Annotated in this window: 20 protein-coding genes and 1 tRNA gene; 7 read left to right on the top strand and 14 right to left on the bottom strand. The window is 70.4% G+C overall.

The window, feature by feature from the left end; translation table 11 throughout:
- Window positions 1-20 precede the first annotated feature (20 nt).
- The 4 genes from C503_RS0116570 (at window position 21) to mscL (ending at window position 2,356) form a co-directional block, all read left to right on the top strand.
- Window positions 21-629, top strand: a complete 609-nt coding sequence (locus C503_RS0116570) for a 5-formyltetrahydrofolate cyclo-ligase (protein WP_051114841.1) — start codon at window positions 21-23, stop codon at window positions 627-629.
- 148 nt (window positions 630-777) lie between these two features.
- Window positions 778-1,179: an FmdB family zinc ribbon protein gene (locus C503_RS44600; protein WP_033400671.1), complete on the top strand. Its 402-nt coding sequence runs from the start codon at window positions 778-780 to the stop codon at window positions 1,177-1,179.
- A gap of 111 nt (window positions 1,180-1,290) precedes the next feature.
- Window positions 1,291-1,905, top strand: a complete 615-nt coding sequence (locus C503_RS0116580) for an SAF domain-containing protein (protein ID WP_018683342.1) — start codon at window positions 1,291-1,293, stop codon at window positions 1,903-1,905.
- 52 nt (window positions 1,906-1,957) lie between these two features.
- Window positions 1,958-2,356, top strand: a complete 399-nt coding sequence (gene mscL / locus C503_RS0116585) for a large conductance mechanosensitive channel protein MscL (protein ID WP_018683343.1) — start codon at window positions 1,958-1,960, stop codon at window positions 2,354-2,356.
- A 16-nt stretch (window positions 2,357-2,372) separates the two neighbouring features.
- On the opposite strand, the gene C503_RS0116590 is transcribed toward mscL, so the two are convergent.
- The 11 genes from C503_RS0116590 to C503_RS0116645 all read right to left on the bottom strand — a co-directional run bounded on the left by C503_RS0116590 (window position 2,373) and on the right by C503_RS0116645 (window position 12,976).
- Window positions 2,373-2,636 carry a hypothetical protein gene (locus C503_RS0116590; RefSeq protein ID WP_018683344.1) on the bottom strand — a complete coding sequence of 88 codons (264 nt, stop codon included), beginning with the start codon at window positions 2,634-2,636 and terminating at the stop codon, window positions 2,373-2,375.
- 9 nt (window positions 2,637-2,645) lie between these two features.
- Window positions 2,646-3,146 carry a MogA/MoaB family molybdenum cofactor biosynthesis protein gene (locus C503_RS0116595; RefSeq protein WP_018683345.1) on the bottom strand — a complete coding sequence of 167 codons (501 nt, stop codon included), beginning with the start codon at window positions 3,144-3,146 and terminating at the stop codon, window positions 2,646-2,648.
- A 199-nt stretch (window positions 3,147-3,345) separates the two neighbouring features.
- Window positions 3,346-3,657, bottom strand: coding sequence for a hypothetical protein (locus C503_RS0116600; RefSeq protein WP_018683346.1), 312 nt, complete (start codon window positions 3,655-3,657; stop codon window positions 3,346-3,348).
- 523 nt (window positions 3,658-4,180) lie between these two features.
- Window positions 4,181-5,461 carry a S1C family serine protease gene (locus tag C503_RS0116605; protein ID WP_018683347.1) on the bottom strand — a complete coding sequence of 427 codons (1,281 nt, stop codon included), beginning with the start codon at window positions 5,459-5,461 and terminating at the stop codon, window positions 4,181-4,183.
- A 727-nt stretch (window positions 5,462-6,188) separates the two neighbouring features.
- Window positions 6,189-7,265 carry a galactose-1-phosphate uridylyltransferase gene (galT, locus tag C503_RS0116615; RefSeq protein WP_018683348.1) on the bottom strand — a complete coding sequence of 359 codons (1,077 nt, stop codon included), beginning with the start codon at window positions 7,263-7,265 and terminating at the stop codon, window positions 6,189-6,191.
- On the bottom strand, window positions 7,262-8,074 hold the full coding sequence (locus tag C503_RS0116620; RefSeq protein ID WP_026316381.1) for a DeoR/GlpR family DNA-binding transcription regulator: 813 nt from the start codon (window positions 8,072-8,074) through the stop codon (window positions 7,262-7,264). Before C503_RS0116620 ends, galT begins: the two co-directional genes overlap by 4 nt.
- 67 nt (window positions 8,075-8,141) lie before the next feature.
- Complete coding sequence (locus tag C503_RS0116625; RefSeq protein WP_018683350.1) at window positions 8,142-9,536, bottom strand: sensor histidine kinase; 1,395 nt, start codon at window positions 9,534-9,536, stop codon at window positions 8,142-8,144.
- On the bottom strand, window positions 9,536-10,249 hold the full coding sequence (locus C503_RS0116630) for a response regulator transcription factor (protein WP_018683351.1): 714 nt from the start codon (window positions 10,247-10,249) through the stop codon (window positions 9,536-9,538). The genes C503_RS0116625 and C503_RS0116630 overlap by 1 nt, the downstream gene beginning before the upstream one ends.
- Window positions 10,250-10,315: 66 nt before the next feature.
- A complete protein-coding gene (locus C503_RS0116635; RefSeq protein WP_018683352.1) occupies window positions 10,316-10,927 on the bottom strand; it encodes a trimeric intracellular cation channel family protein in 612 nt (203 codons plus the stop codon).
- Between the two features lie 52 nt (window positions 10,928-10,979).
- Window positions 10,980-12,137: a GNAT family N-acetyltransferase gene (locus C503_RS0116640; RefSeq protein WP_018683353.1), complete on the bottom strand. Its 1,158-nt coding sequence runs from the start codon at window positions 12,135-12,137 to the stop codon at window positions 10,980-10,982.
- Window positions 12,131-12,976: a 3-hydroxyacyl-CoA dehydrogenase family protein gene (locus C503_RS0116645; protein WP_018683354.1), complete on the bottom strand. Its 846-nt coding sequence runs from the start codon at window positions 12,974-12,976 to the stop codon at window positions 12,131-12,133. The genes C503_RS0116640 and C503_RS0116645 overlap by 7 nt, the downstream gene beginning before the upstream one ends.
- Window positions 12,977-13,101: 125 nt before the next feature.
- Here C503_RS0116645 and C503_RS0116650 point away from each other — a divergent pair, with 125 nt between their 5' ends.
- Both C503_RS0116650 and C503_RS0116655 read left to right on the top strand, forming a co-directional pair.
- Window positions 13,102-13,743 (top strand): histidine phosphatase family protein, encoded by a 642-nt coding sequence (locus C503_RS0116650; RefSeq protein WP_018683355.1) that lies wholly within the window; start codon window positions 13,102-13,104, stop codon window positions 13,741-13,743.
- A 161-nt stretch (window positions 13,744-13,904) separates the two neighbouring features.
- Entirely contained in the window at window positions 13,905-15,419 is a 1,515-nt protein-coding gene (locus C503_RS0116655; RefSeq protein WP_018683356.1) for a GGDEF domain-containing protein, read from the top strand.
- On the opposite strand, the gene C503_RS0116660 is transcribed toward C503_RS0116655, so the two are convergent.
- From C503_RS0116660 to C503_RS0116670, 3 genes are all read right to left on the bottom strand, one after another.
- Window positions 15,395-16,042 (bottom strand): response regulator transcription factor, encoded by a 648-nt coding sequence (locus tag C503_RS0116660; protein WP_018683357.1) that lies wholly within the window; start codon window positions 16,040-16,042, stop codon window positions 15,395-15,397. The two genes, C503_RS0116655 and C503_RS0116660, sit on opposite strands and share 25 nt — an antisense overlap.
- Window positions 16,043-16,250: 208 nt before the next feature.
- Entirely contained in the window at window positions 16,251-17,459 is a 1,209-nt protein-coding gene (locus tag C503_RS0116665; RefSeq protein WP_018683358.1) for an ABC transporter permease, read from the bottom strand.
- On the bottom strand, window positions 17,456-18,415 hold the full coding sequence (locus C503_RS0116670; RefSeq protein WP_051114848.1) for an ABC transporter ATP-binding protein: 960 nt from the start codon (window positions 18,413-18,415) through the stop codon (window positions 17,456-17,458). The genes C503_RS0116665 and C503_RS0116670 overlap by 4 nt, the downstream gene beginning before the upstream one ends.
- Before the next feature lie 104 nt (window positions 18,416-18,519).
- On the opposite strand from C503_RS0116670, the gene C503_RS0116675 reads away from it, so the two are divergent.
- Window positions 18,520-18,592 (top strand) — tRNA-Arg (locus tag C503_RS0116675).
- The last annotated feature ends 564 nt before the right edge of the window (window positions 18,593-19,156 follow it).

Consider the following 19,156-nt stretch of genomic DNA (forward strand, 5'->3'; position numbering starts at 1 on the left):
CGCAGCCTAACCTCAGTCCTGTGGCCGGGCCTGGGAATGATCTCGATGCGACTCGCGCGTGGACCAAGGACCAATGGCGGCGGGCCCTGCTCGCCGAGCGCCGCCGGGTGCCCGCCGGGGTGCGCTTCGCGGAGGCCATGCGGTTGACGGCGTTGCTGACCAGCGGGCGGGTGGTCGGGACCGGACAGACGCTGTGCGCGTACGTGCCGATCGGGTCGGAGCCGGGTTCGGTGCAGATGCTCGACGAGGTGGCCGAGCACGGGGTGCGGATACTGCTGCCGATCGTGTCCGGGCGGGGTCCGCTGGACTGGGCCTGGTACGACGGCCGGGAGTACCTGCGGCCGGGACCGTACGGGCTGTACCAGCCGAGCGGTGAGCGGCTGGGCGAGTCGGCGCTGCGGATCGCGGATGTGGTGCTGGTGCCTGCCTTGGCAGTGGATCGCAACGGCACGCGGTTGGGGCGCGGGGCGGGGTACTACGACCGGTCGTTGTCGTTGGCGACGCCGGGCACACCGCTGGTCGCGGTGGTGCGCGACCCGGAGCTGTTCGACCAGCTGCCCGCGGAACCGCACGACGTGATGGTGACCGGTGTTCTCACGCCCGGACGGGGCTTACTCCGGCTGCGGTGAACCCGGTGCACGCGCGCGGTCCGTAACAGGTTGTGTCCGTGCTGCTGTGACTTCTGTCAGGAACATTTGCGCTACGTGTGCGCGTTGCCGCAGAATCGGTTAGCACTCTTTCGGATCGAGTGCCAAGGTCGGAAAGGAAGACCACCCCGTGCCCACGTACCAGTACGCCTGTACGGCATGCGAGCACCGCTTCGAGGCGGTGCAGTCGTTCACCGACTCGGCGCTGACCGAGTGCCCGGAATGCACGGGACGCCTGCGCAAGCTCTACGGCTCCGTGGGCGTGGTGTTCAAGGGCAGCGGCTTCTACCGCAACGACAGCCGGTCCGGCGGCAAGAGCACGTCAGCGACCACCGGCACCTCGGCCGAGTCCTCGCCGTCCACGGCGAAGAGCGAGTCCACGTCGTCGTCCTCGTCCTCGACCTCCTCGGACTCCGGTTCGTCGTCGACCACGGCCAAGTCCGGGAGTACGGCCAAGTCCGGGAGTACGGCCAAGTCCGGGAGTACGGCTAAGTCCGCGAGCACCACGACGACGGCCGCCAAGGCCTCCTGAGTTATCCACATCCCCCGGAGTTGTCCACAGCCGGACGACGCCGAGTGCCCGCCGCCGGGGTTCCTTCCTAACGTCGAGTCGTAAACCCGACCCGACCTGTGGAGGAACCCCGTGTCCGGCTTCGACGTGGCCCGCGTGCGCGCCACCATCCGCAAGTTCCCGCGTGCCCTGCGGCCCCGCCGCGTACTGGCGGTCCTGCTGTGCGCCGCCGCCACCGCGCTGGCCCTGCGCCCGCCGTCCCCCGCCGAGCCGCTGCTGGTCGCCACCCGTGTGCTCGCGCCAGGGACCGCGCTGACCGCCGCCGATGTCCGGGTACTCCGCGCCCCACCCGACCTGCGCCCGGAGTTCGCGCTCGGCGACCCGCTGGACGCCATCGGCCGGGTGCCCGCCGCCGCGATCGGACCGGGCGAGCCGATCACCCGGCTGCGCCTGGTCGGCGCGGAGAACACCACCGCCACCGCCGGATCGGGCGCGGCCGCGGTGGCGATCCGGCTCGCCGACCCCGATGTGGCCGGGCTGCTGCGGCCCGGCGTCCGGGTCGACGTGATCAGCGCCGATCCGGGCGGCCGGGCGGCGGTGCTGGCCCGGGACGCGGCCGTGGTGACGGTCCGCCCGGGGCGGCCGGGAGAGCCGGGGAACCTGGTGGTCCTGGCGCTGCCCAGGGAGTCCGCGACCATGGTCGCCTCGGCGGCGTTGGCCGGTCCGGTGGCGGTTACGCTCCGGTAGCCCTGGACCCCGGACGGCTACCCACCGTCCTCGCCGAGAATGGAGCGCAGACGTGCTGAAGGGCTTCAAGGACTTCCTGATGCGCGGGAACGTCATCGACCTCGCGGTCGCCGTGGTGATCGGCGCGGCCTTCACCGACGTCGTCAAGTCGTTCACCGACGGCCTGCTCAAGCCACTGCTCAACTCCGCGGGCGGCGCGCGCGCCGCCGACGGGCTGGGCTTCCGGATCATCGGCAGCAAGGAGACGACGTTCCTGGACTTCGGCGGTGTGATCAACTCCGCGATCAACTTCGTGATCGTGGCGGCGATCATCTACTTCCTGATCGTGCTGCCGGTCAAGCACATCCAGGAGCGCCGCAAGCGCGGGCAGGAGCCCGGCCCGGCCGAGCCCACCGATGTGGAGCTGCTCAAGGAGATCCGCGACCTGCTCAAGCACCAGCAGAGCCGCTGACCATCCGGGGCGCCGGTCAACCGCCGTGGTGCGGCGGACGGTTGCCCAGGTACCAGTCGTCGGTGCCCCGGGAGTCCCGGCCCGGTCCGCGCTCGTCGGACGTGGTGTCCGGGAGGACGTCCCCGAAGATCCGGTCCAGGTCCGGCCGCGATACCCGCGGCCGGGCCTGCCCGGTCTCGTCCTCGCCGTCGCCCGCGCCCGCCTCGCCCGCGGCTATCCGCTCTTGGCCGTCGGCCAGCTCTTGGCCGTCGGGCGGTGGGGTGTCGTCGGTGCTCGCCATGCCCGTCGGTCAGTTGCCCTCAAGACCGGACAGCTCGCCGATCACGTACGGGACCAGGGCGGACAGGGTGGCCATACCGTCCCGGACAGCGGCCCGGGAGCCCGCCAGGTTGACCACCAGGGTGCTGCCGGAGACGCCGACCAGCCCGCGGGAGACGCCCGCGTCCACCGAGCCCGCGGCCAGGCCGGAGGAGCGGATGGCCTCGGCGATGCCGGGGACCGGCCGGTCCAGCACGCCCTGGGTGGCGTCCGGGGTGACATCGCGCGGGGACACCCCGGTGCCGCCGACGGTGACCACCAGGTCGGCCCCGCCGATCACGGCGGTGTTGAGCGCGTTGCGGATCGCCACGGTCTCGCCGACCACGGAGACCACACCGTCGACGATGAAGCCCGCCTCCTCCAGCAGCTCCGTCACCAGCGGGCCGAACGTGTCCTCGTGCTCCCGATGCGCCACCCGGTCGTCCACGATCACGACCAGTGCCCTGCCAAGCCGCTGCGCGCTGCGTTCCATGCGCTCCACCGTAGCCGCCGGGCCGACCAGGAGCCCTCGGAGGTGGACCCGGTCACAGCGCGTCGCCACCCGCCCGAACGCGTGCCCGCCTCACGAAAACGTCGCATCCGGACGGCCGATGTGGACTGATCATCACCAAACCCACCACCCGTTCGGTCTACTGCCCGCGCCGGGCCGGTTCGTCCACCGGCGTTGACGATCAGGCGAAGCTCAACCCGAGCAGGAAAGCCAGGTACAGCCCCACCGCCACCATCGCCGTCCGGGACAGCACGACCCGCTCCGCGCGCAGCGCGTACTCCAGGCAGACCAGCGCCAACACCACCCACACGGCCGGATGCGCCCACCGGACGAGAAAGGCATGCGCGGGCGCCAACCCGTCCGGCATCCGCACGCTCAACACGGTCGCGTGCAACAACGCCACCCCGAGACACACCGCCGCGGCGACCAGCCCGACCGGCAGGCGCACCGGACCCCCGAGGGTGTCGCGCAGTCTCCGCAACGGCGATGCCATGACCCCATTGTCACGACCACGCTCCCCCTTCCGCGCGCAGCCCCCGATTCGTGATCTCCCGCTGTACACCACAACAACGGTTTGACCGTCCACGTCAGAACCAGCGAATCCCCGGAACGGCCCATTGGTCGCGCTCCCAACCCGGCGACTCCACAGTGGAACTTCGCGCGAACCCTAGTGAAACGGAGTGGGAACAACCCTTCGACGAGTCGATCTACCTGCGGAGACCCAAACTGGGAAGACATCCCGCCTGCCCGTACACCCACGGCAATGAACCGGTTTCACACCAACACGAGCCCGTCTCGCACTGGTTCAACCACACCCCACCTCGCCACCCGACCACACTGTGTGACCCGACCCGCATCGGCGACCCAGGGGTGGACACGACAGGAGCCGCAGCGGACAGGCGAGGGGATTGCCATCCGCGTGCGGCTCCTGGGTCGGGCTCCGGGTTCCGGGGCCCTGTCCGGTTCGGGGGCAGCGAACCGGGGCTGGTCTCGGGCGCGGAGCACCCGAGCGTCTTCTACTGTGGGTCGACGGGCTGGCCGCCGAGAGTCGCGTCGACCGTGCGGCCGTCGGCGAGAGTCAGGGTGACCTTGTCACCGGGCGCCTTGGAGCGGACCGCGGCGACGAGGGCGTCGGAGGCGTCGATGCGCCGGTCGTCGAGCTTGGTGACGACATCGCCGGACTTCAGGCCCGCCTTCTCGCCCGCACCACCACCGACGACCTCGGAGATGAGCGCACCGCCGCCCTGCTGGTTGTCGCGGACCGAGACGCCGAGGACGGTCTGGGTGGCCTTGCCGGTCTTGACGATCTCGTCCGCGGTGCGGCGGGCCTGGTCGATCGGGATGGCGAACCCGATGCCGACCGAGCCTCCGGTGCCGTTGGCGCTGGTCTGCGGGCTGTAGATGGCGGAGTTGATGCCGATCACCTGGCCCTGCGTGTTCACCAGCGGACCACCGGAGTTGCCCGGGTTGATCGCGGCGTCGGTCTGGATGGCGTCCATGACCGTGGCCTGGGTGCCGGACTCGCCGCCCGCCCTGGTGGGCCGCTGCAGCGAGCTGACGATGCCCGAGGTCACCGTGCCGGACAGCTCGAACGGCGACCCGATGGCCACCACGCCCTGCCCGACCCGCAGGTCGTCGGACCGCCCGAGCTCGGACACCGTCAGGTTGTCCACGCCCTGCGCCTTGACCACGGCCACATCCGAGGTGGGGTCCCGACCGATGATGGTCGCCTTGGCGGTGCGCCCGTCCTGGAACGCCGCGACGATCTGCCCACCGTTGACCGCGCCCTCGATCACGTGGTTGTTGGTGACGATCAGGCCGTCGGCGCTGATCACGAAGCCGGACCCCTCCCCTGCGGAGGACCGACCCTGCACCTGCAGCTGCACGACACTGGGCAACACCTTCTGCGCCACCGCCTCCACCGACCCGGCGGGCGCGGCCGCGGTCTGCTTGGCGGGCGGCGCCGCGTCCAACGCGGTCACCGACGAGGAATGCGAGTCGGCGGCAAGATAGCCACCGGCCGCCCCCGCCGCCCCACCCACCACGAGCGCGAGCGCGGTCAACCCGACGATCAACCCGGTACTCCGCCGCGACTCCCCACGCGGCTTGACCAAGGTCTGCGTCTGCTGCGGCGCACCCGCGAAGTGCGCGGACCCGAAACGGTGCTCACCAGTGGCGGCACCGAAGTTGTGCTCACCGGTGCCGGACTGCCAGCCCAGCCCGTGGCCGTGCTGCGCCCCGTGCGTCTGGTCTCCAGGCCGCGCCCAGGAACCAGTCCCCTGATCCCCCTGCCACATTCGCGGCCAGGACTCCCCGGTATGCCCGACACCACCCAACCCAGGCGGCGCCTGGACCGGCACGGCCTGCCCAGGCGCGATGTGCCCGGCCGCGCCCGATCCCAACGGCTGCGCCGACCCATCATGGCTCTGCGCACTTGACCCCGGCACACCCTGGCCCGCCGCGCCCTGGCCCGGCAGCGCGTTTCCCGAGGCTGCCTGGTCCGGTCCGCCGTGCCTCAGCGCGGCCTCACCCGAAACACTCTGCCCCGAAACACTCTGTCCCGGTACACCCTGCTCCGGTGTTCCCTGCTCTGATGTGCTCCCCACTGCCTGCTGTCCTGTCGTCTGTCCTGACACCCCACGCCCGTCCGGGCCCGCGGTGTCCTGGGTGTGCTCATGGGCCGGGTGACCGGTCGCCTGGGCGGGGGTGGAGTCTCCGGCCCCCGGCGCCGCGGGGCCCTGCTCCCCGCGTGCCTGGGGGCCGGACTCCGGTCGGCCGGGGCCCTGCTCCCCGGTCGGCGTCCGGTAACCCGACTCCCCGCTCGCGCGCGGCGGCGTCGAGTGCGCCGCCCCTCGCGCGGACCACGGGCTGACCTCGCCGGTCGCGTCGTCGGGCTTGTTCTCCGTCATGCCACCACCCTGCGCCCCCCGACTGAGAAGCACCTGAGACCGTCCTGTGCGAAAGCCGAGATTCCGCCGCCGATCGAGATTTTCGGGTTCAGCACCCGTCCGGGGTACCCAGCGATCAACGCCTATAACGCGGCGGAGCAGATCGGAGGCGGGCAGCGAGGTCGTCCGGATCCACGTCGTTGATCCAGACCGCCATACCGGACTCGGAGCCTGCCAGGTACTTCAGCTTGTCCGCGGCCCGCAGCACCGAGAACAGCTGAAGGTGCAGCCATCCCAGCTCACGGTCCAGGCGGACCGGCGCCTGGTGCCAACCGGCGACATAAGGCAGTTCCCGGTCATAAAGACCATCCAGGCGACCGAGTACTCCGAGGTACAAGTCGGCGAAATCGGCGCGTTCGGCCGCGGTCAACGCGGGCAGGTCGGGCACCTGCCGATGCGGCACGACATGCACCTCGACCGGCCACCGCGCGGCCGTGGGCACATACGCCGTCCAGTGCGCGGACTCGGCCACCACCCGGGTCCCCGCGGCACGCTCGGCCGCGAGCACCTCCCCCATCGGCGACCCGCCCCGCTCTCGCGCGACCGTGAGCATGCGTTCGGTGCGCGGCGTCACGAACGGATACCCGTAGATCTGCCCATGGGGATGAGCGAGCGTCACCCCGATCTCGTCACCGCGGTTCTCGAACGGGAAAACCTGCTCCACACCGGGCAACGCCCCCAACACCGCAGTGCGATCCGCCCACACATCCATGATCGTGCGCACCCGCTCAGGACTGAGCGTTCCGAACGAAGCAGTGTGGTCAGACGTGAAGCACAGCACCTCACATCGCCCCAGCCCCGGCGCGCGCGCCACTAGCCCAGGCTCAGGCTCACCCATGGCGTGTTGGGAGAACGAAGGAAACCGGTTCTCGAACACCACCACGTCGTAGTCCGCCTCCGGAATCTCGGTAGGACGACCTGGCGTGGACGGGCACAACGGGCACAGCCCCGCAGGCGGCTTGTACGTGCGCGTCTGCCGAAACGCCGCCAGCACCGACCATTCGCCGGTCAACGGATCACGACGGATCTGCGACACCGACTCCGCACGCGGCAGATCCCGCTCGTCAACGGCAACACGCGGGGCAGCACCAGGGGTGTCGTCGAAGTAGACGATCTCCCGACCGTCCGCGAGCCGGGCGGCGGTCCGCCTCACGCCTCGGCCTCGGCGAGCTCCGGCAGCTCGGCCGCGACGGTCTCCACGATCACCAGCTCACCCACCCGGTCGCGGAGCACCTCGACCGCCTCCGGCGGCAGCCCGTCGTCGGTGACCAGCACGTCCGCCTCGTCCAGCGCGGCGACCGTCGAGATGCCGACCACGCCCCACTTCCCGCGATCGGCCAGCACGACCAGCTTGCGGCCCGCCTCGACGAGCGCGCGTTCGGTCTCACTCTCGTTGATGTTCGGTGTGGTGAACCCCGGCCCCTCGGCCATGCCGTGCACCCCGAGGAACACCATGTCCAGGTGCAGCGAGCGCAGCGTCCGCACCGCGACCGGCCCGACCAGCGAGTCGGACGGGGTGCGCACACCGCCGGTGAGCACCACCGTGCGGTCGCCACGGCCGCCGGTGCGCAGCACGTCGGCGACCCGAATCGAGTTGGTGACCACGGTCAGGTCCGGCACGTCCTCAAGGAACCGGGCGAAGGTCCAGGTCGCGCTACCTGCCGAGACGCCGATAGCGGTACCGGGGCGGATCAGGCGCGCGGCATGCGCGGCGATCGCCTCCTTCTCGGCCAACGCGCGCACCGAGCGCGGCTCGCCCGCGCCGTCCTGGGCCGGGCGGCCGACCACCGAGGTGGCCCCGCCGTAGACCTTCTCCACCAAGCCGCGCTTGGCCAGCGCGTCCAGGTCGCGGCGGATGGTCATGTCGGACACGCCGAGCCGGGCGACCAGGGCGTGCACCTGGACGGCGCCGGTGCGCCGGATCTCCTCCAGGATCACTTCCTGACGCTGACGAGCGAGCACAACACAATTCTACGCAGTCAAACGCGCGATGTTGTTGTGGTCGTGTGCGTGTGAACACGATCCACACTCATTCGCCGCTGCCCGGCAACCGCATCGCCATCAAGGCGCCACCGTCGGCCGAACGGCCCGCGAAGACCGTGCCGCCATGCCGTTCCGCCGCCTGCTTGACGATGGCCAGCCCGAGCCCGGACCCGGGCAGCGTGCGCGCCTCGCTGGAGCGGTAGAAGCGGTCGAACACGTGCGGCAGGTCGACATCGTTGATCCCCTGCCCGGCATCGGCGACCTGCAGGAACGCGTACCCGTCGCCCGCCGGGGCGAGGTCGACCCGGACGGTGCCGCCGGGCGGGCTGAACTTGACCGCGTTGTCCAGCAGGTTGAGCACCGCGCGCTCCAGCGCGGCCGCATGCCCGACCAGGTGCCATGGCTGCAACCGCACGTCGAAATGCACGTCGCCCGCCCGCCGCCGGGCCCGGTCCAGCGCCTGCTCGACCACCTCGACCAGCTCGACGTGCTCCTGCTCGGCGGGCGCGGCGTCCTCCCTGGCCAGCTCGACCAGGTCGCCGATGAGCTGGGTCAGCTCGCCGAGCTGGGCCCGCAGGTCGTCCTGGATCTCGGTGCGGTCCAGGGCGGAGAGCCGGGGCGCGCCCGGGGCCTCGGAGGCGAGCAGCAGCTCCAGGTTGGTGCGCAGCGAGGTCAGCGGGGTGCGCAGCTCGTGGCCCGCGTCGGCAACGAGCCTGCGTTGTCGCTCCTGGGCCTCGGCGACCGCGCCGAGCATGGTGTTGAAGCTGTGCGTGAGCCGGGACAGCTCGTCGTCACCCGCCACCGGGATCGGCCGGAGTTCACCCGTTCGCGTGACGCGTTCGGTGGCGGCGTTCAGCCGTTGGACGGGTCTCAGGCTGGCGCGGGCGACCGCCGTGCCAGCCAGCGCGGCCACGATGATGCCCGACCCGCCGATCACGATCAGCACCACGGCCAGCTTGCTCAGCGTGCTCTTGGTCGTGGCCAGCGGCTGGGCCAGCACCAGCGCGGTGCCGCGCAGGAACGGGTACTGCAACGAGAACACGCGCGTGTTGGTGGCCTCGTCGGTGCGGTAGAACTCGGTCTTCTGGCCCGCGGCGACGCGCAGCTCCTCGGTGCTGATCGGCGGGCTGACCACCGCCCGGTTGATCATCGACTGGCCGGTCTGGTCGATCACGTCGAACCGGATGTCGGACAGGTTCAGGAAGAACGTGGGCAGCTGGGTGCGCCCCTCGGAGACCACCTGGGTGTTGCTGACCAGGGCCGCGGCCCTGACCCGCAGGGTGTCGTCGACCTGCTGGTAGATGCCCCGGTAGACGGTGATGTAGGCGCCGAGCGACACCAGGGCCACGGCGCCGCCGACGCAGAACGCGGCGAGCAGGGTGATGCGGGAGCGCAGGGAGACCCGCTGGTGCGGCCGCTCCCCGGCGTGCGGGAGGGCCATCAGGGCGGGGTCTCGCGCAGCACGTAGCCGACGCCGCGGACGGTGTGGATCAGCCGGGGCTCGCCGGAGGACTCGGTCTTGCGGCGCAGGTAGCCGACGTAGACCTCCAGGGCGTTGCCCGAGGTCGGGAAGTCGTAGCCCCAGACCTCCTCCAGGATGCGGCCGCGGGTGAGCACCTGCTTGGGGTGCGCCAGCAGCAGCTCCAGCAGCGCGAACTCGGTGCGGGTCAGGCTGATCTCGCGGTCGGCCCGGCGCACCTCGCGGGTGCCCGGGTCCAGCTCCAGATCGGCGAAGCGCAGCGCGGCGGTGCTGCCCGCGGCCTGCTCCGGGGTGGCCCTGCGGAGCAGCGCGCGCAGCCGGGCCAGCAGCTCCTCCAGCGCGAACGGCTTCGGCAGGTAGTCGTCGGCGCCCGCGTCCAGGCCTGCCACCCGGTCGGAGACCAGGTCGCGCGCGGTAAGCACGAGGATCGGCAGGTCGTCGCCGATGCCGCGCAGCCGCCTGCACACCTCCAGGCCGTCCAGCCTGGGCATCATCACGTCCAGCACCATCGCGTCGGGCCTGCCGCCATTCTCGGCCGCGGCGCCGGTGCCGAGCACCGACTCCAACGCCTGTTGACCGTCGGTGGCGAGGTCCACCTGGTAGCCGTTGAACTGCAGCGACCGCCGGAGGGACTCGCGGACGGCCCGATCGTCGTCGACCACGAGAATGCGCATATCGTCAGTCTTCCCCCTGCTGCTGAGACGCGCCTGAGAGCAACCCGTCAATTCCCAACACGGATCTCACTCCCACCCGCCCCGAGCGACCGGCGCGTTCCACTGCCGCCACACCGTCACCAACCGGACCGTGACCACCAGCGCCGCGCCGATGACCGTGACCAGGGCCGCGGGCAAGCCCGCCCTGGTGGCCGCCACGACGAACACGGCGCCCGCGAGCGCGGCCAACGCGTAGATCTCCCGCCGCAGCACCATCGGGATCTCCCGCAGCAGCAGGTCGCGCAGGGCGCCGCCGCCGATCCCCGCGGTCATCCCGATCAGGCACGCCGTGTACGCGGGCACGTCCGTAGCCAGCGCGGTAGCCGTACCCGAAACGGTGAACAGTCCGAGCCCCACCGCGTCGGCCAGCAGTACCGCACGCCGCAGCCGGGCGAACTGCGGGTGGAACACGAACACCACCAGCGCGGCGACCACCGGGACCAGCAGGTACGGCCACCTGCGCAGGCTCGTCGGCGGGTGGATGCCCAGCAGCACGTCCCGGATCACGCCGCCGCCGAGCGCGGTGGTCAGCCCCAACACCACGACACCGAACACGTCCAACCGTGCCCGCACAGCAGCCAGCGCCCCGGAAGCCGCGAACACCGCGAGCCCCGCCAGTTCCAGGACGACGACAAGCACGAGAGCGCACGCTACCCAGTGCCCCGACTGCCGTTAGACCTGCCCTTACCGGCTAGAACGCCTCGGCGAGGTGCACCGGATGCGGTGCGCCGGTCAACGCGTCCAACGCCGCCGCGGCAGCCGGATCACCGGTGAGCAGTCCTACCTGGCGCAGGCTGTCGGTGGTCGTCGATCCGGCGAACCACGGACCGAGCGCACCGGCGTGCAGGGTCACCTCGCCCGCACCACCCGGCTCGCAGGTGACCACACCGTCCTCGACCGCGAGCCGCCAGCGACCCGCCTGCCAGGGCGCCCAGGGGTCGATCACCTCGATGTCCACCCGGAACGGCCGGGCGAACGCGACCGCGGGCCAGCCGCGCGCGGCGACGGCGGCGGGCAGGTCGACCACGCGGAGCATGAAGGCCTCGGTGGTGTACGACAGCCGCATCGGGAAGATCAGCTCCAGCAGGGCGCCGTCGAGGATCCGGACGCTCGCGTCGGCGAGCGCACCCGCCCAGCTGGCGATCCCGCGCAGCAGGGCACGCGCGGTGTCCACGTCGTCCGCGGCCAGGTCGTAGACCTGCAAACGTTTGCCATCCGGGCGGTTCGCACTCAGATAACCCCGCAGACCACTCTCTCCGGGCGCGACCGTGACAACGTCCAGTTCAAGTACCCGGGACACATCGAACGCGGGCGCCGCACGATCGAACATCCCGTCGATCCGCGACGCCGTCCGCAAATAACACGCGTGCAGGCTGTCCAGGTCAGTGGCGGTCGCCTGGCGCAGTGGAACATCCGTGTCCGCAACAGCAGCAAGCTCGGACAACGGTACGACCGCCTCACGCCGAGTGCCGACGAGCTCCCACCCCCGCGCGCGATAGACCGGCACCACATACGGGTACAGCGCCGAAACGCACTGCCCTTCCTCGCGCATCACCTGCAACGCCTCGGCGAGCATCCGTCCGGCGATCCCGCGCCTGCGCACGTGCGGGGACACCGCGACGCTGGCCACGCCACCCGTAGGCACCGCCCGGCCGCCGAAGAACTGGTTGTACCGCCACACGCGCAAGAAGCCCTCAATCGCGCCGCCATCCTCCGCGACCAGGCCGTGCCAGGCCCCGGGCGGATCGACCGGGATCCCCGTCGGCCGCGGCGGTCCGCCGAACGCGAGCCGGGCGACCCGGTACGCCAGCTCGTGGTCGTCGTCCTGGAACGGGCGAATGGTCACCATGTGAAGAACCCCTGTCCGCTCTTGCGCCCCAGCTCGCCCCTGGCCACCTTGTCGCGCAGCAGCTGTGGCGCGTTGAAGCGCGGGCCCAACCGCGTGGCAAGGTGGTCGGCGATCGACAGACGCACGTCCAGTCCCACCAGGTCGGTGAGCCGCAACGGGCCCATCGGCCAGCCGTAGCCCAGGCGCATCCCGGTGTCGATGTCCTCGGCGGACGCCACCCGCTCCTCCAGCATCCGGATCGCCTCCAAGCCTACCGCCACGCCGAGCCGCGAGGTCGCGAACCCGGGCGAGTCGCGGACCTCGATCACGGTCTTGCCCAGCGCCTCCGCCCACCTGCGCGCGGTGGCCACCACCCGATCGGGCAGACCATCGTGCACAACCAGTTCTACCAGCGCCTGCACCGGGACCGGGTTGAAGAAGTGCATCCCGATCACCCGCGCACCGGGCAGCCCCTTGGCCAACTCGGCGATGGACAGCGAGGAGGTGTTCGACGCCAGCACCGCGTCCGGGCACCTGGCCGCGACCGCGGTGAACACCGCCAGCTTGAGCTCGATCTTCTCCGGCACCGCCTCCACGACCAGCGCGGTGTCCGTCGGCAGCGCGCCCAGGTCGTCCACAACGGACAGACGGGCGAGCAGCGATGCCGCGGGTTCGGCCAGCTTGCCGCGCTCCTCGGCCTTGCGCAGCGACGCCTCGACATTGGCCGCGCCGACCCGCGCGCGGTCCGCGTCCGCCTCCGCGAGGGTGACCGCGCTGCCCGCGGCCAGGAACACGTGCACGATGCCCGCGCCCATGGTCCCGCCACCGACTACCGCGACCGCGGCCGGAACCCCGCTCACGCCCGGGATCCCGGGTTCGGGGTGGTTCGCGGCGGTTCGCGCACTGGGTCTGTGATCACGGTCGAACTCCCGGGTAGGTTCGGTGGGGCCACACTGCCTCGTGGACATTGGGCACGATAGTGAGTGTGCGGATCATTCTGCTGCGGCACGGCGAGAGTCTGGGCAACATCGACGAACTCGCCTACTGCCGCATTCCCGACCACGCCCTGCCGTTGACGCCACGCGGTGAGGAACAGGCCGACGCCGAGGGTGCGCGGTTGCGCGCGCTACTGCGAGACACCCCTGTCGCCGCGTACATAAGTCCGTACGTGCGCACCATGCGGACCTTCGAACTGTTGCGGCTCCCGATAGAGCGGCGGATCCAGGAGCCGCGGTTGCGCGAACAGGACTGGGGCAACTTGCAGGACCCGGTCGGCCAACAGGTGCAGAAGCAGAAGCGGCACGAGTTCGGGCACTTCTTCTACCGCCTCGAACACGGCGAGTCCGGTGCCGACGTGGACGACCGGGTGGCCAGCTTCCTGTCCGAACTGGAGAACCGGGTACGCCACGATCCCGACCACCCCGACACGGCTCTCGTGGTCACCCACGGCCTGACCATGCGATTGCTGTGCAGGCGCCTGTTCTCGTGGAGCATCGAGCTGTTCGAGTCCCTGTCCAACCCGCCGCACTGCGACCACCGAATACTGACCGACGCCGATGGCCGGTGGCGGTTGGAGCGCCCGTTCACGCAGTGGCGGGACTCCCCGGACGGCACCACCCAGGTCTGACCTGTCGCGGTGACTTGATCACCTTCCGTTAACCCGGGGTTCGGTTGTGGACCACTCCGATCGAGTCACGACGGAAGCCCCTTGTAATCTGGCCGTCGCCGTGTCGCAGGCCGCGGACGGGCCGCCGTTCGATGGAACGTTCGAGGGACGGGTGGGGCACCGTGGGGCAGGATGACCGGATCGCCGCCTCGGAGGCGCTGCGGGCGGACAAAGAGGTCCGACTGCTCATCGACGCGGGCCGCACGGACGAGGCCAACACCCTGTTCGACCAGCTGCTGGCCAAGATCCCACCGGGCCTGGACGCGTGGACCCGGGCCGCGCTGCTGACCAGACGGGCGGTCGCGGCGTGGCGGCTGCGGCGCATCCCGCTGGCCCTGGAGCTGGCCGCGGAGGGCTGGAGCGATATCGACGCCGACCAGCCGCACGGCTCGTTCGCGGCGGACACACTGGGCCGTCTGGGTTACCTGCTGGAGGGAATCGGCCACCGCCGAGCGTCACTGGACATCTCTCGGGTGGCAGTCGATGTAGCCCGAACAGGGGACGATGTCGAGACCCTCGCGCACTGCCTGCAAGGCTTGGCGGGCACGCTGAACTTCCGCGCCTGCGAGCAGCCGCCGGACGACGCGCTGGTCACCTACACCGAGGCCGTGCCGCTGTTCGAGGAGGGCCTGGCGCTGGTCTCCGAGGGCCGCATCCATCTTGCGCTGCTGGCTGCCTACGGCGCCGCGCTGGCAGGCGTCGGCGAGATCGACCGGGCCGAGGGCATCGCGCACGAGACGCTGGAGTTGGCCGCCCGGCACGAGAACCGGTGGGCGCGGTCGGTCGGCAACTGGGTGCTGTCCCGGATCCGGCACCGGCAGGGCGCCCTCGGGGAGGCCACCGAGCACGGCCGGATCGCGGTCGACGAGGCGGCGCGGATCAACGACACCTCGCTGCTCCAGCGCTATTCCCAGGACCTCGCCGACATCTGCCGGGAAAACGAGGACGCGGCGGGCGAGGCGGCCGCGCTGCGCTGCAACATCACCGCGCGCCAGACCGCCATGGAGACGTTGCAGGAAGGGCTCGGCCAAGCGCTGGAGCAGCGGCGACTGGCGATTCGCGCGCAACGACTCGCGACTGCGGCGCAGGAGGCTGCCGCGCGCGACCCGTTGACCGGACTGTCGAACCGGCTCGGGTTGGAGCGGATGGCACCGGGCATCCTGGAGCGCGCGGTCGCGACCGGACGGGTGCCGTGGCTGGTGCTCATTGATGTGGACTGGTTCAAGGGCGTGAACGACGCCGCCGGACACGCGGCCGGTGACGCCGCACTACGTGAGATCGCGCAGCTGCTGCGCGCGGAATGCCGTGGTGGGGACGTGATCGCGCGGTGGGCGGGTGACGAGTTCGTAGTACTGCTCACCGAGGCGCGGCTGGACCACTCGGAGGGACGCACCAGCCCAGTGGGTGTTGCCGTCGCCGAACGGATCCGCATCGCGGTCGACCACCACGACTGGACAGCGGTACTCGGCGGATCACAACGGCCGACCGTCAGCGTCGGGGTGGCGACTGGCCAGGACACCCTGGAACGGTTGTTCGCGAACGCGGATGTGGCGCTGTACCGGGCGAAACGCCGTGGACGTAACCGCGTCGAGGTACACACACCCGACGAGGGCTACGCGATCAGGCCACCGCGATAGGCCACCAGGGCGGCCTGCACACGGTTAGCCGCACCGATCTTCCCGAGCACAGCGGAGACATAACCCTTCACCGTCGCCTCAGATAGGTGCAGCCGGTGCCCGATCTCCGCGTTGGACAACCCCTCGCCGACCAGGCCCACGACCTCCAGCTCGCGGTCGGACAACATCGCCAGCAGCCGCCGCGCCGGTTCGGCCGCCCGCGCGCCGACCGCGACCGAGTTGACCAGCCGCGCGGCCACCTTGGGATCGAGCACGGCACCGCCGCGAGCCAGGTCGCGCACGGCCTGGACCAGGTGGCCGGGCGCGGTGTCCTTGAGCAGGAACCCGCTGGCACCCACCCGCAGCGCCTCGCGCACGTACTCGTCCACGTCGAAGGTGGTCAGCATCGACACGGCGGGCGGCTCGGGCAACATCATCAGTTCGCGCAGCGCATCGATGCCGTCGGCGGCGCGCATGCGGATATCCAGCAGGACCACCCGCGGCCGGTGCACACGGACCAGTTCGGCCACCGGCCCACCGTCATCGCACTCCGCGACCACCTCGATGTCGCCCGCGCCGGACAGGATGGTCCGCAGCCCCGATCGGACGAGGTCCTCGTCGTCGGCGACCAGCACCTTGATCACACGCGCCTCCCCGGTTGACGTCAACCTGTCACCAACAATATGTATATAACGTTGGATTCTACCGTCCGATACCCGACCACCGCCGCACGACCATCACCCCGGAAAAGAACATTCCCACCCGCATCGGGCGGGTGGGAATGGGAGAGCGGCAGAGCGGGTGGGAATGGGAAAGCCACAGTGCGGGTGGGAATGGGAACGTGAGACGTGTTCAGGCCGCGCGCAGTGCGTCCGACAGCTTGACCTTGGCCCCGCCGCGCACCACTGCGTTGCGGTAGATCCGGCCGGACAACCAGACCAGGGCCGGGATCAACGCCAGCACCAGCACCACGGAGACCGCCGCCTGCCAGACCGGCACCCCGCCCATGGCCAGCCGGATCGGCATCAGCGTCGGGGCGAACAGCGGGACCAGCGACAGCACCTCGGCCAGCTGGTTGCCGGGGTCGCTGGGCAGGATCGAGATGCCCAGCACGTAGCCGAGGATCACGAACATCAGCGGCGGCGTGATCACCCCGCCGACGTCCTCCTGCCGGGACACCAGCGCGGCCAGCGCGGCGAACACCAGCGAGTAGGCGAAGAAGCCGAGCAGGAACCACACGATCAGCCAGATCACAGTGCCCAACGCGGCCGAGACCGAGACCGTCAACACCCCGGTGGTCAACGCCGCGGCCACACCGACACCGCCGATCACCACCATCTGGATCAACCCGACAATGCCGATCCCGAGCACCTTGCCCGCCATCAGCTGCCATGGCCGGATCGTGGCCAACAGCAGCTCGACCACCCGGCTGGACTTCTCCTCCACCACGCCCTGCGCCACGGCCTGGCCGTTGATCAGCAGGGACATGTAGATGAGCACGCCTGCGATCGCGCCGAGCGCCACCTGCTGGCCGTTGTAGTCGAAGGGCTGCTCGATCGGCTCGACCACGGCGCGGGCGTCCGAGACCGCCTGACCCACCTCGGCCGGGTCACCGCCGATGGCGGTGATCTGCTGGTTCAGCGCGACCTGCCCGGCCAGCACGTTGAGCACGTTGCGGAGCTTCTGGTCGATGTCCTTCTTGACCACCACGGTGACCGTGGTGCCGTCACCGACCAACAGCGCGTCCAGGTCACCCTTGGCCACCTGATCCCGCCCGGCGGCCTCGTCGACCTGCTCGACATCCACGGTCTGCCCGATCGCGGCCGCCGTCCCCTTGAGCGGCGCCGACAGGGCCGTCGCGCCACCGGACACACCGACCGTGGCGTCGGAGCCGTTGGTGGAGACGAACTTCATGACCACGCTGAACCCGATCAGCAACAGCAGCGTGACCGCCGTGGTGATCACGAACGCCTTGGACCGCAGCCGAGTCCGGACTTCACGCCCGGCGACCAGCCCGACAGCCTCCCAGTCTCCCACCTTGACATCGACCGACGCGCTCACGCCGCCACCTCCTCGGTGTGCTCCGAGACGACATTCCGGAACAACTCGGTCAACGACTGCCGCCGCCTGCTGAACTCCACCACCGGCCCGGTCGCCAACGCGGCCCGCAACACGGCCTGGTCATCGGCCCCGTCCGCCAACTCCAACACCGTCCGACTACCGAGATGCTCCGTCACCGTGACCCCCGGCACCCCATCCGCCCACCCCGGCACCGCCCCCGGCGCCTCAACCACGAGATGCACGGTCCCCCCGGCCCGCAACGCGTCCACGGTGTCACAGGCCACCATCTGTCCACTCCGGACAATGCCGACCCGATGGCACAGCCGCTCGACCAGATCCAGCTGGTGACTGGAGAACACCACCGGCACCCCCTCCGCCGCCTTGTCCAACAACACCCGACTCATCACATCCACGGCCACCGGGTCCAACCCGGAGAACGGCTCATCGAGAACGAGAATCGACGGATCATGCACCAGCGCCGCGGCCAGCTGCACCCGCTGCTGATTCCCCAGACTCAACTTCTGCACCTCATCCCCGAGCCGCTCCGCCACCCCCAGCCGTTCCGTCCACTCCACCACGGACCGCTTAGCCGTCACAGCTGACAAACCGTGCAACCGAGCCAGGTAGACGAGCTGCTCCCCCACCTTCATCTTGGGATAAAGCCCCCGCTCCTCCGGCATATACCCGATATGCCGCCGAGTTTCGAGGGTAATGGGCTCCCCACCCCACCGAACCACCCCACTATCGGCCGCAAGCACCCCCAACGCAATCCGCATCGTGGTCGTCTTCCCGGCCCCGTTGGACCCGACAAACCCGAACAACTCCCCCGCCGCGACCTCGAACGCCATCTCCCGCAACGCCACGACGTCCCCGTACCTCTTGGAGACCCGATCGATCTCCAACCGCCGCTCCACCTGGCAGCCACCCCTCCCACGTCGACCCTGACCTGCGCACATCCTGCCCGCCCGCAAGCGGACCGACATCCGGTATCACCCCTAGTGGACCACCCCGGCCCACCCGCCACACCCGGACCCCGGACCCGGTAGGGTGTGGGCTGCCAGCCCTCGTAGCTCAGGGGATAGAGCATCGGTTTCCTAAACCGTGTGTCGCAGGTTCGAATCCTGCCGGGGGCACGTACAGCATCCACACAAGCGCCTGAGCCGCCCTGGCCAGGCGTTTCGTGTTTGTCGATCATGGTGTTGATGGATTCCGCCGTGCTGATGATCTCCGGAAGGTTGTCGCCCGGCAGGCGAACGCTGATGGTCACGTGGTCACCATCGTCAGAGAGAGTGACGGACAGACTGACCGCCTCGAACAGACGGCGCAGCAACGGTTCCGGCGCCTCGGACAGATGTCCTACCAGGTAGGGAAGCGCGTCCAACAGATCTACGTCCGCCGTGTCGGGGCGGGCAGGTTCCGCGTCGTCAGCAGCGTCTAGGGCAGCGACAAGGGACAGGGCCGCGTGGCGTTCAGCTTCCAGGTCGTTGTAGGTGCCCCGCAGTGCCCTGGTGAACGGGTCGTCAGGATCGCCATCTTGTGCCTGTCGCATGATCGAGTTCTGGCGTCGGGACAGGTCCGCCAATACCCGCCGCAACCGGTCGCGTTCGGCGTCTCGTGCTTGGGCTTCCCGGTCATCCACGGTGGACAGGTCAGCCGCCAGGATGGTGCGGCGGTTCGGTCCCAGGACCCTGTCGGCG

Source organism: Actinokineospora enzanensis DSM 44649 (assembly GCF_000374445.1).
Lineage (GTDB): Bacteria > Actinomycetota > Actinomycetes > Mycobacteriales > Pseudonocardiaceae > Actinokineospora > Actinokineospora enzanensis.

What these genes read in the sequence shown, in the direction of transcription:
- C503_RS0116590 (WP_018683344.1), bottom strand. Translation starts at nt 2,636, where the DNA reads ATGGCGAGCACCGACGACACCCCACCGCCCGACGGCCAAGAGCTGGCC.
- C503_RS0116605 (WP_018683347.1), bottom strand. Translation starts at nt 5,461, where the DNA reads ATGTGGCAGGGGGATCAGGGGACTGGTTCCTGGGCGCGGCCTGGAGAC.
- C503_RS0116640 (WP_018683353.1), bottom strand. Translation starts at nt 12,137, where the DNA reads ATGGTGACCATTCGCCCGTTCCAGGACGACGACCACGAGCTGGCGTAC.
- C503_RS0116595 (WP_018683345.1), bottom strand. Translation starts at nt 3,146, where the DNA reads ATGGAACGCAGCGCGCAGCGGCTTGGCAGGGCACTGGTCGTGATCGTG.
- C503_RS0116600 (WP_018683346.1), bottom strand. Translation starts at nt 3,657, where the DNA reads ATGGCATCGCCGTTGCGGAGACTGCGCGACACCCTCGGGGGTCCGGTG.
- C503_RS0116630 (WP_018683351.1), bottom strand. Translation starts at nt 10,249, where the DNA reads ATGCGCATTCTCGTGGTCGACGACGATCGGGCCGTCCGCGAGTCCCTC.
- C503_RS0116625 (WP_018683350.1), bottom strand. Translation starts at nt 9,536, where the DNA reads ATGGCCCTCCCGCACGCCGGGGAGCGGCCGCACCAGCGGGTCTCCCTG.
- C503_RS0116670 (WP_051114848.1), bottom strand. Translation starts at nt 18,415, where the DNA reads ATGTGCGCAGGTCAGGGTCGACGTGGGAGGGGTGGCTGCCAGGTGGAG.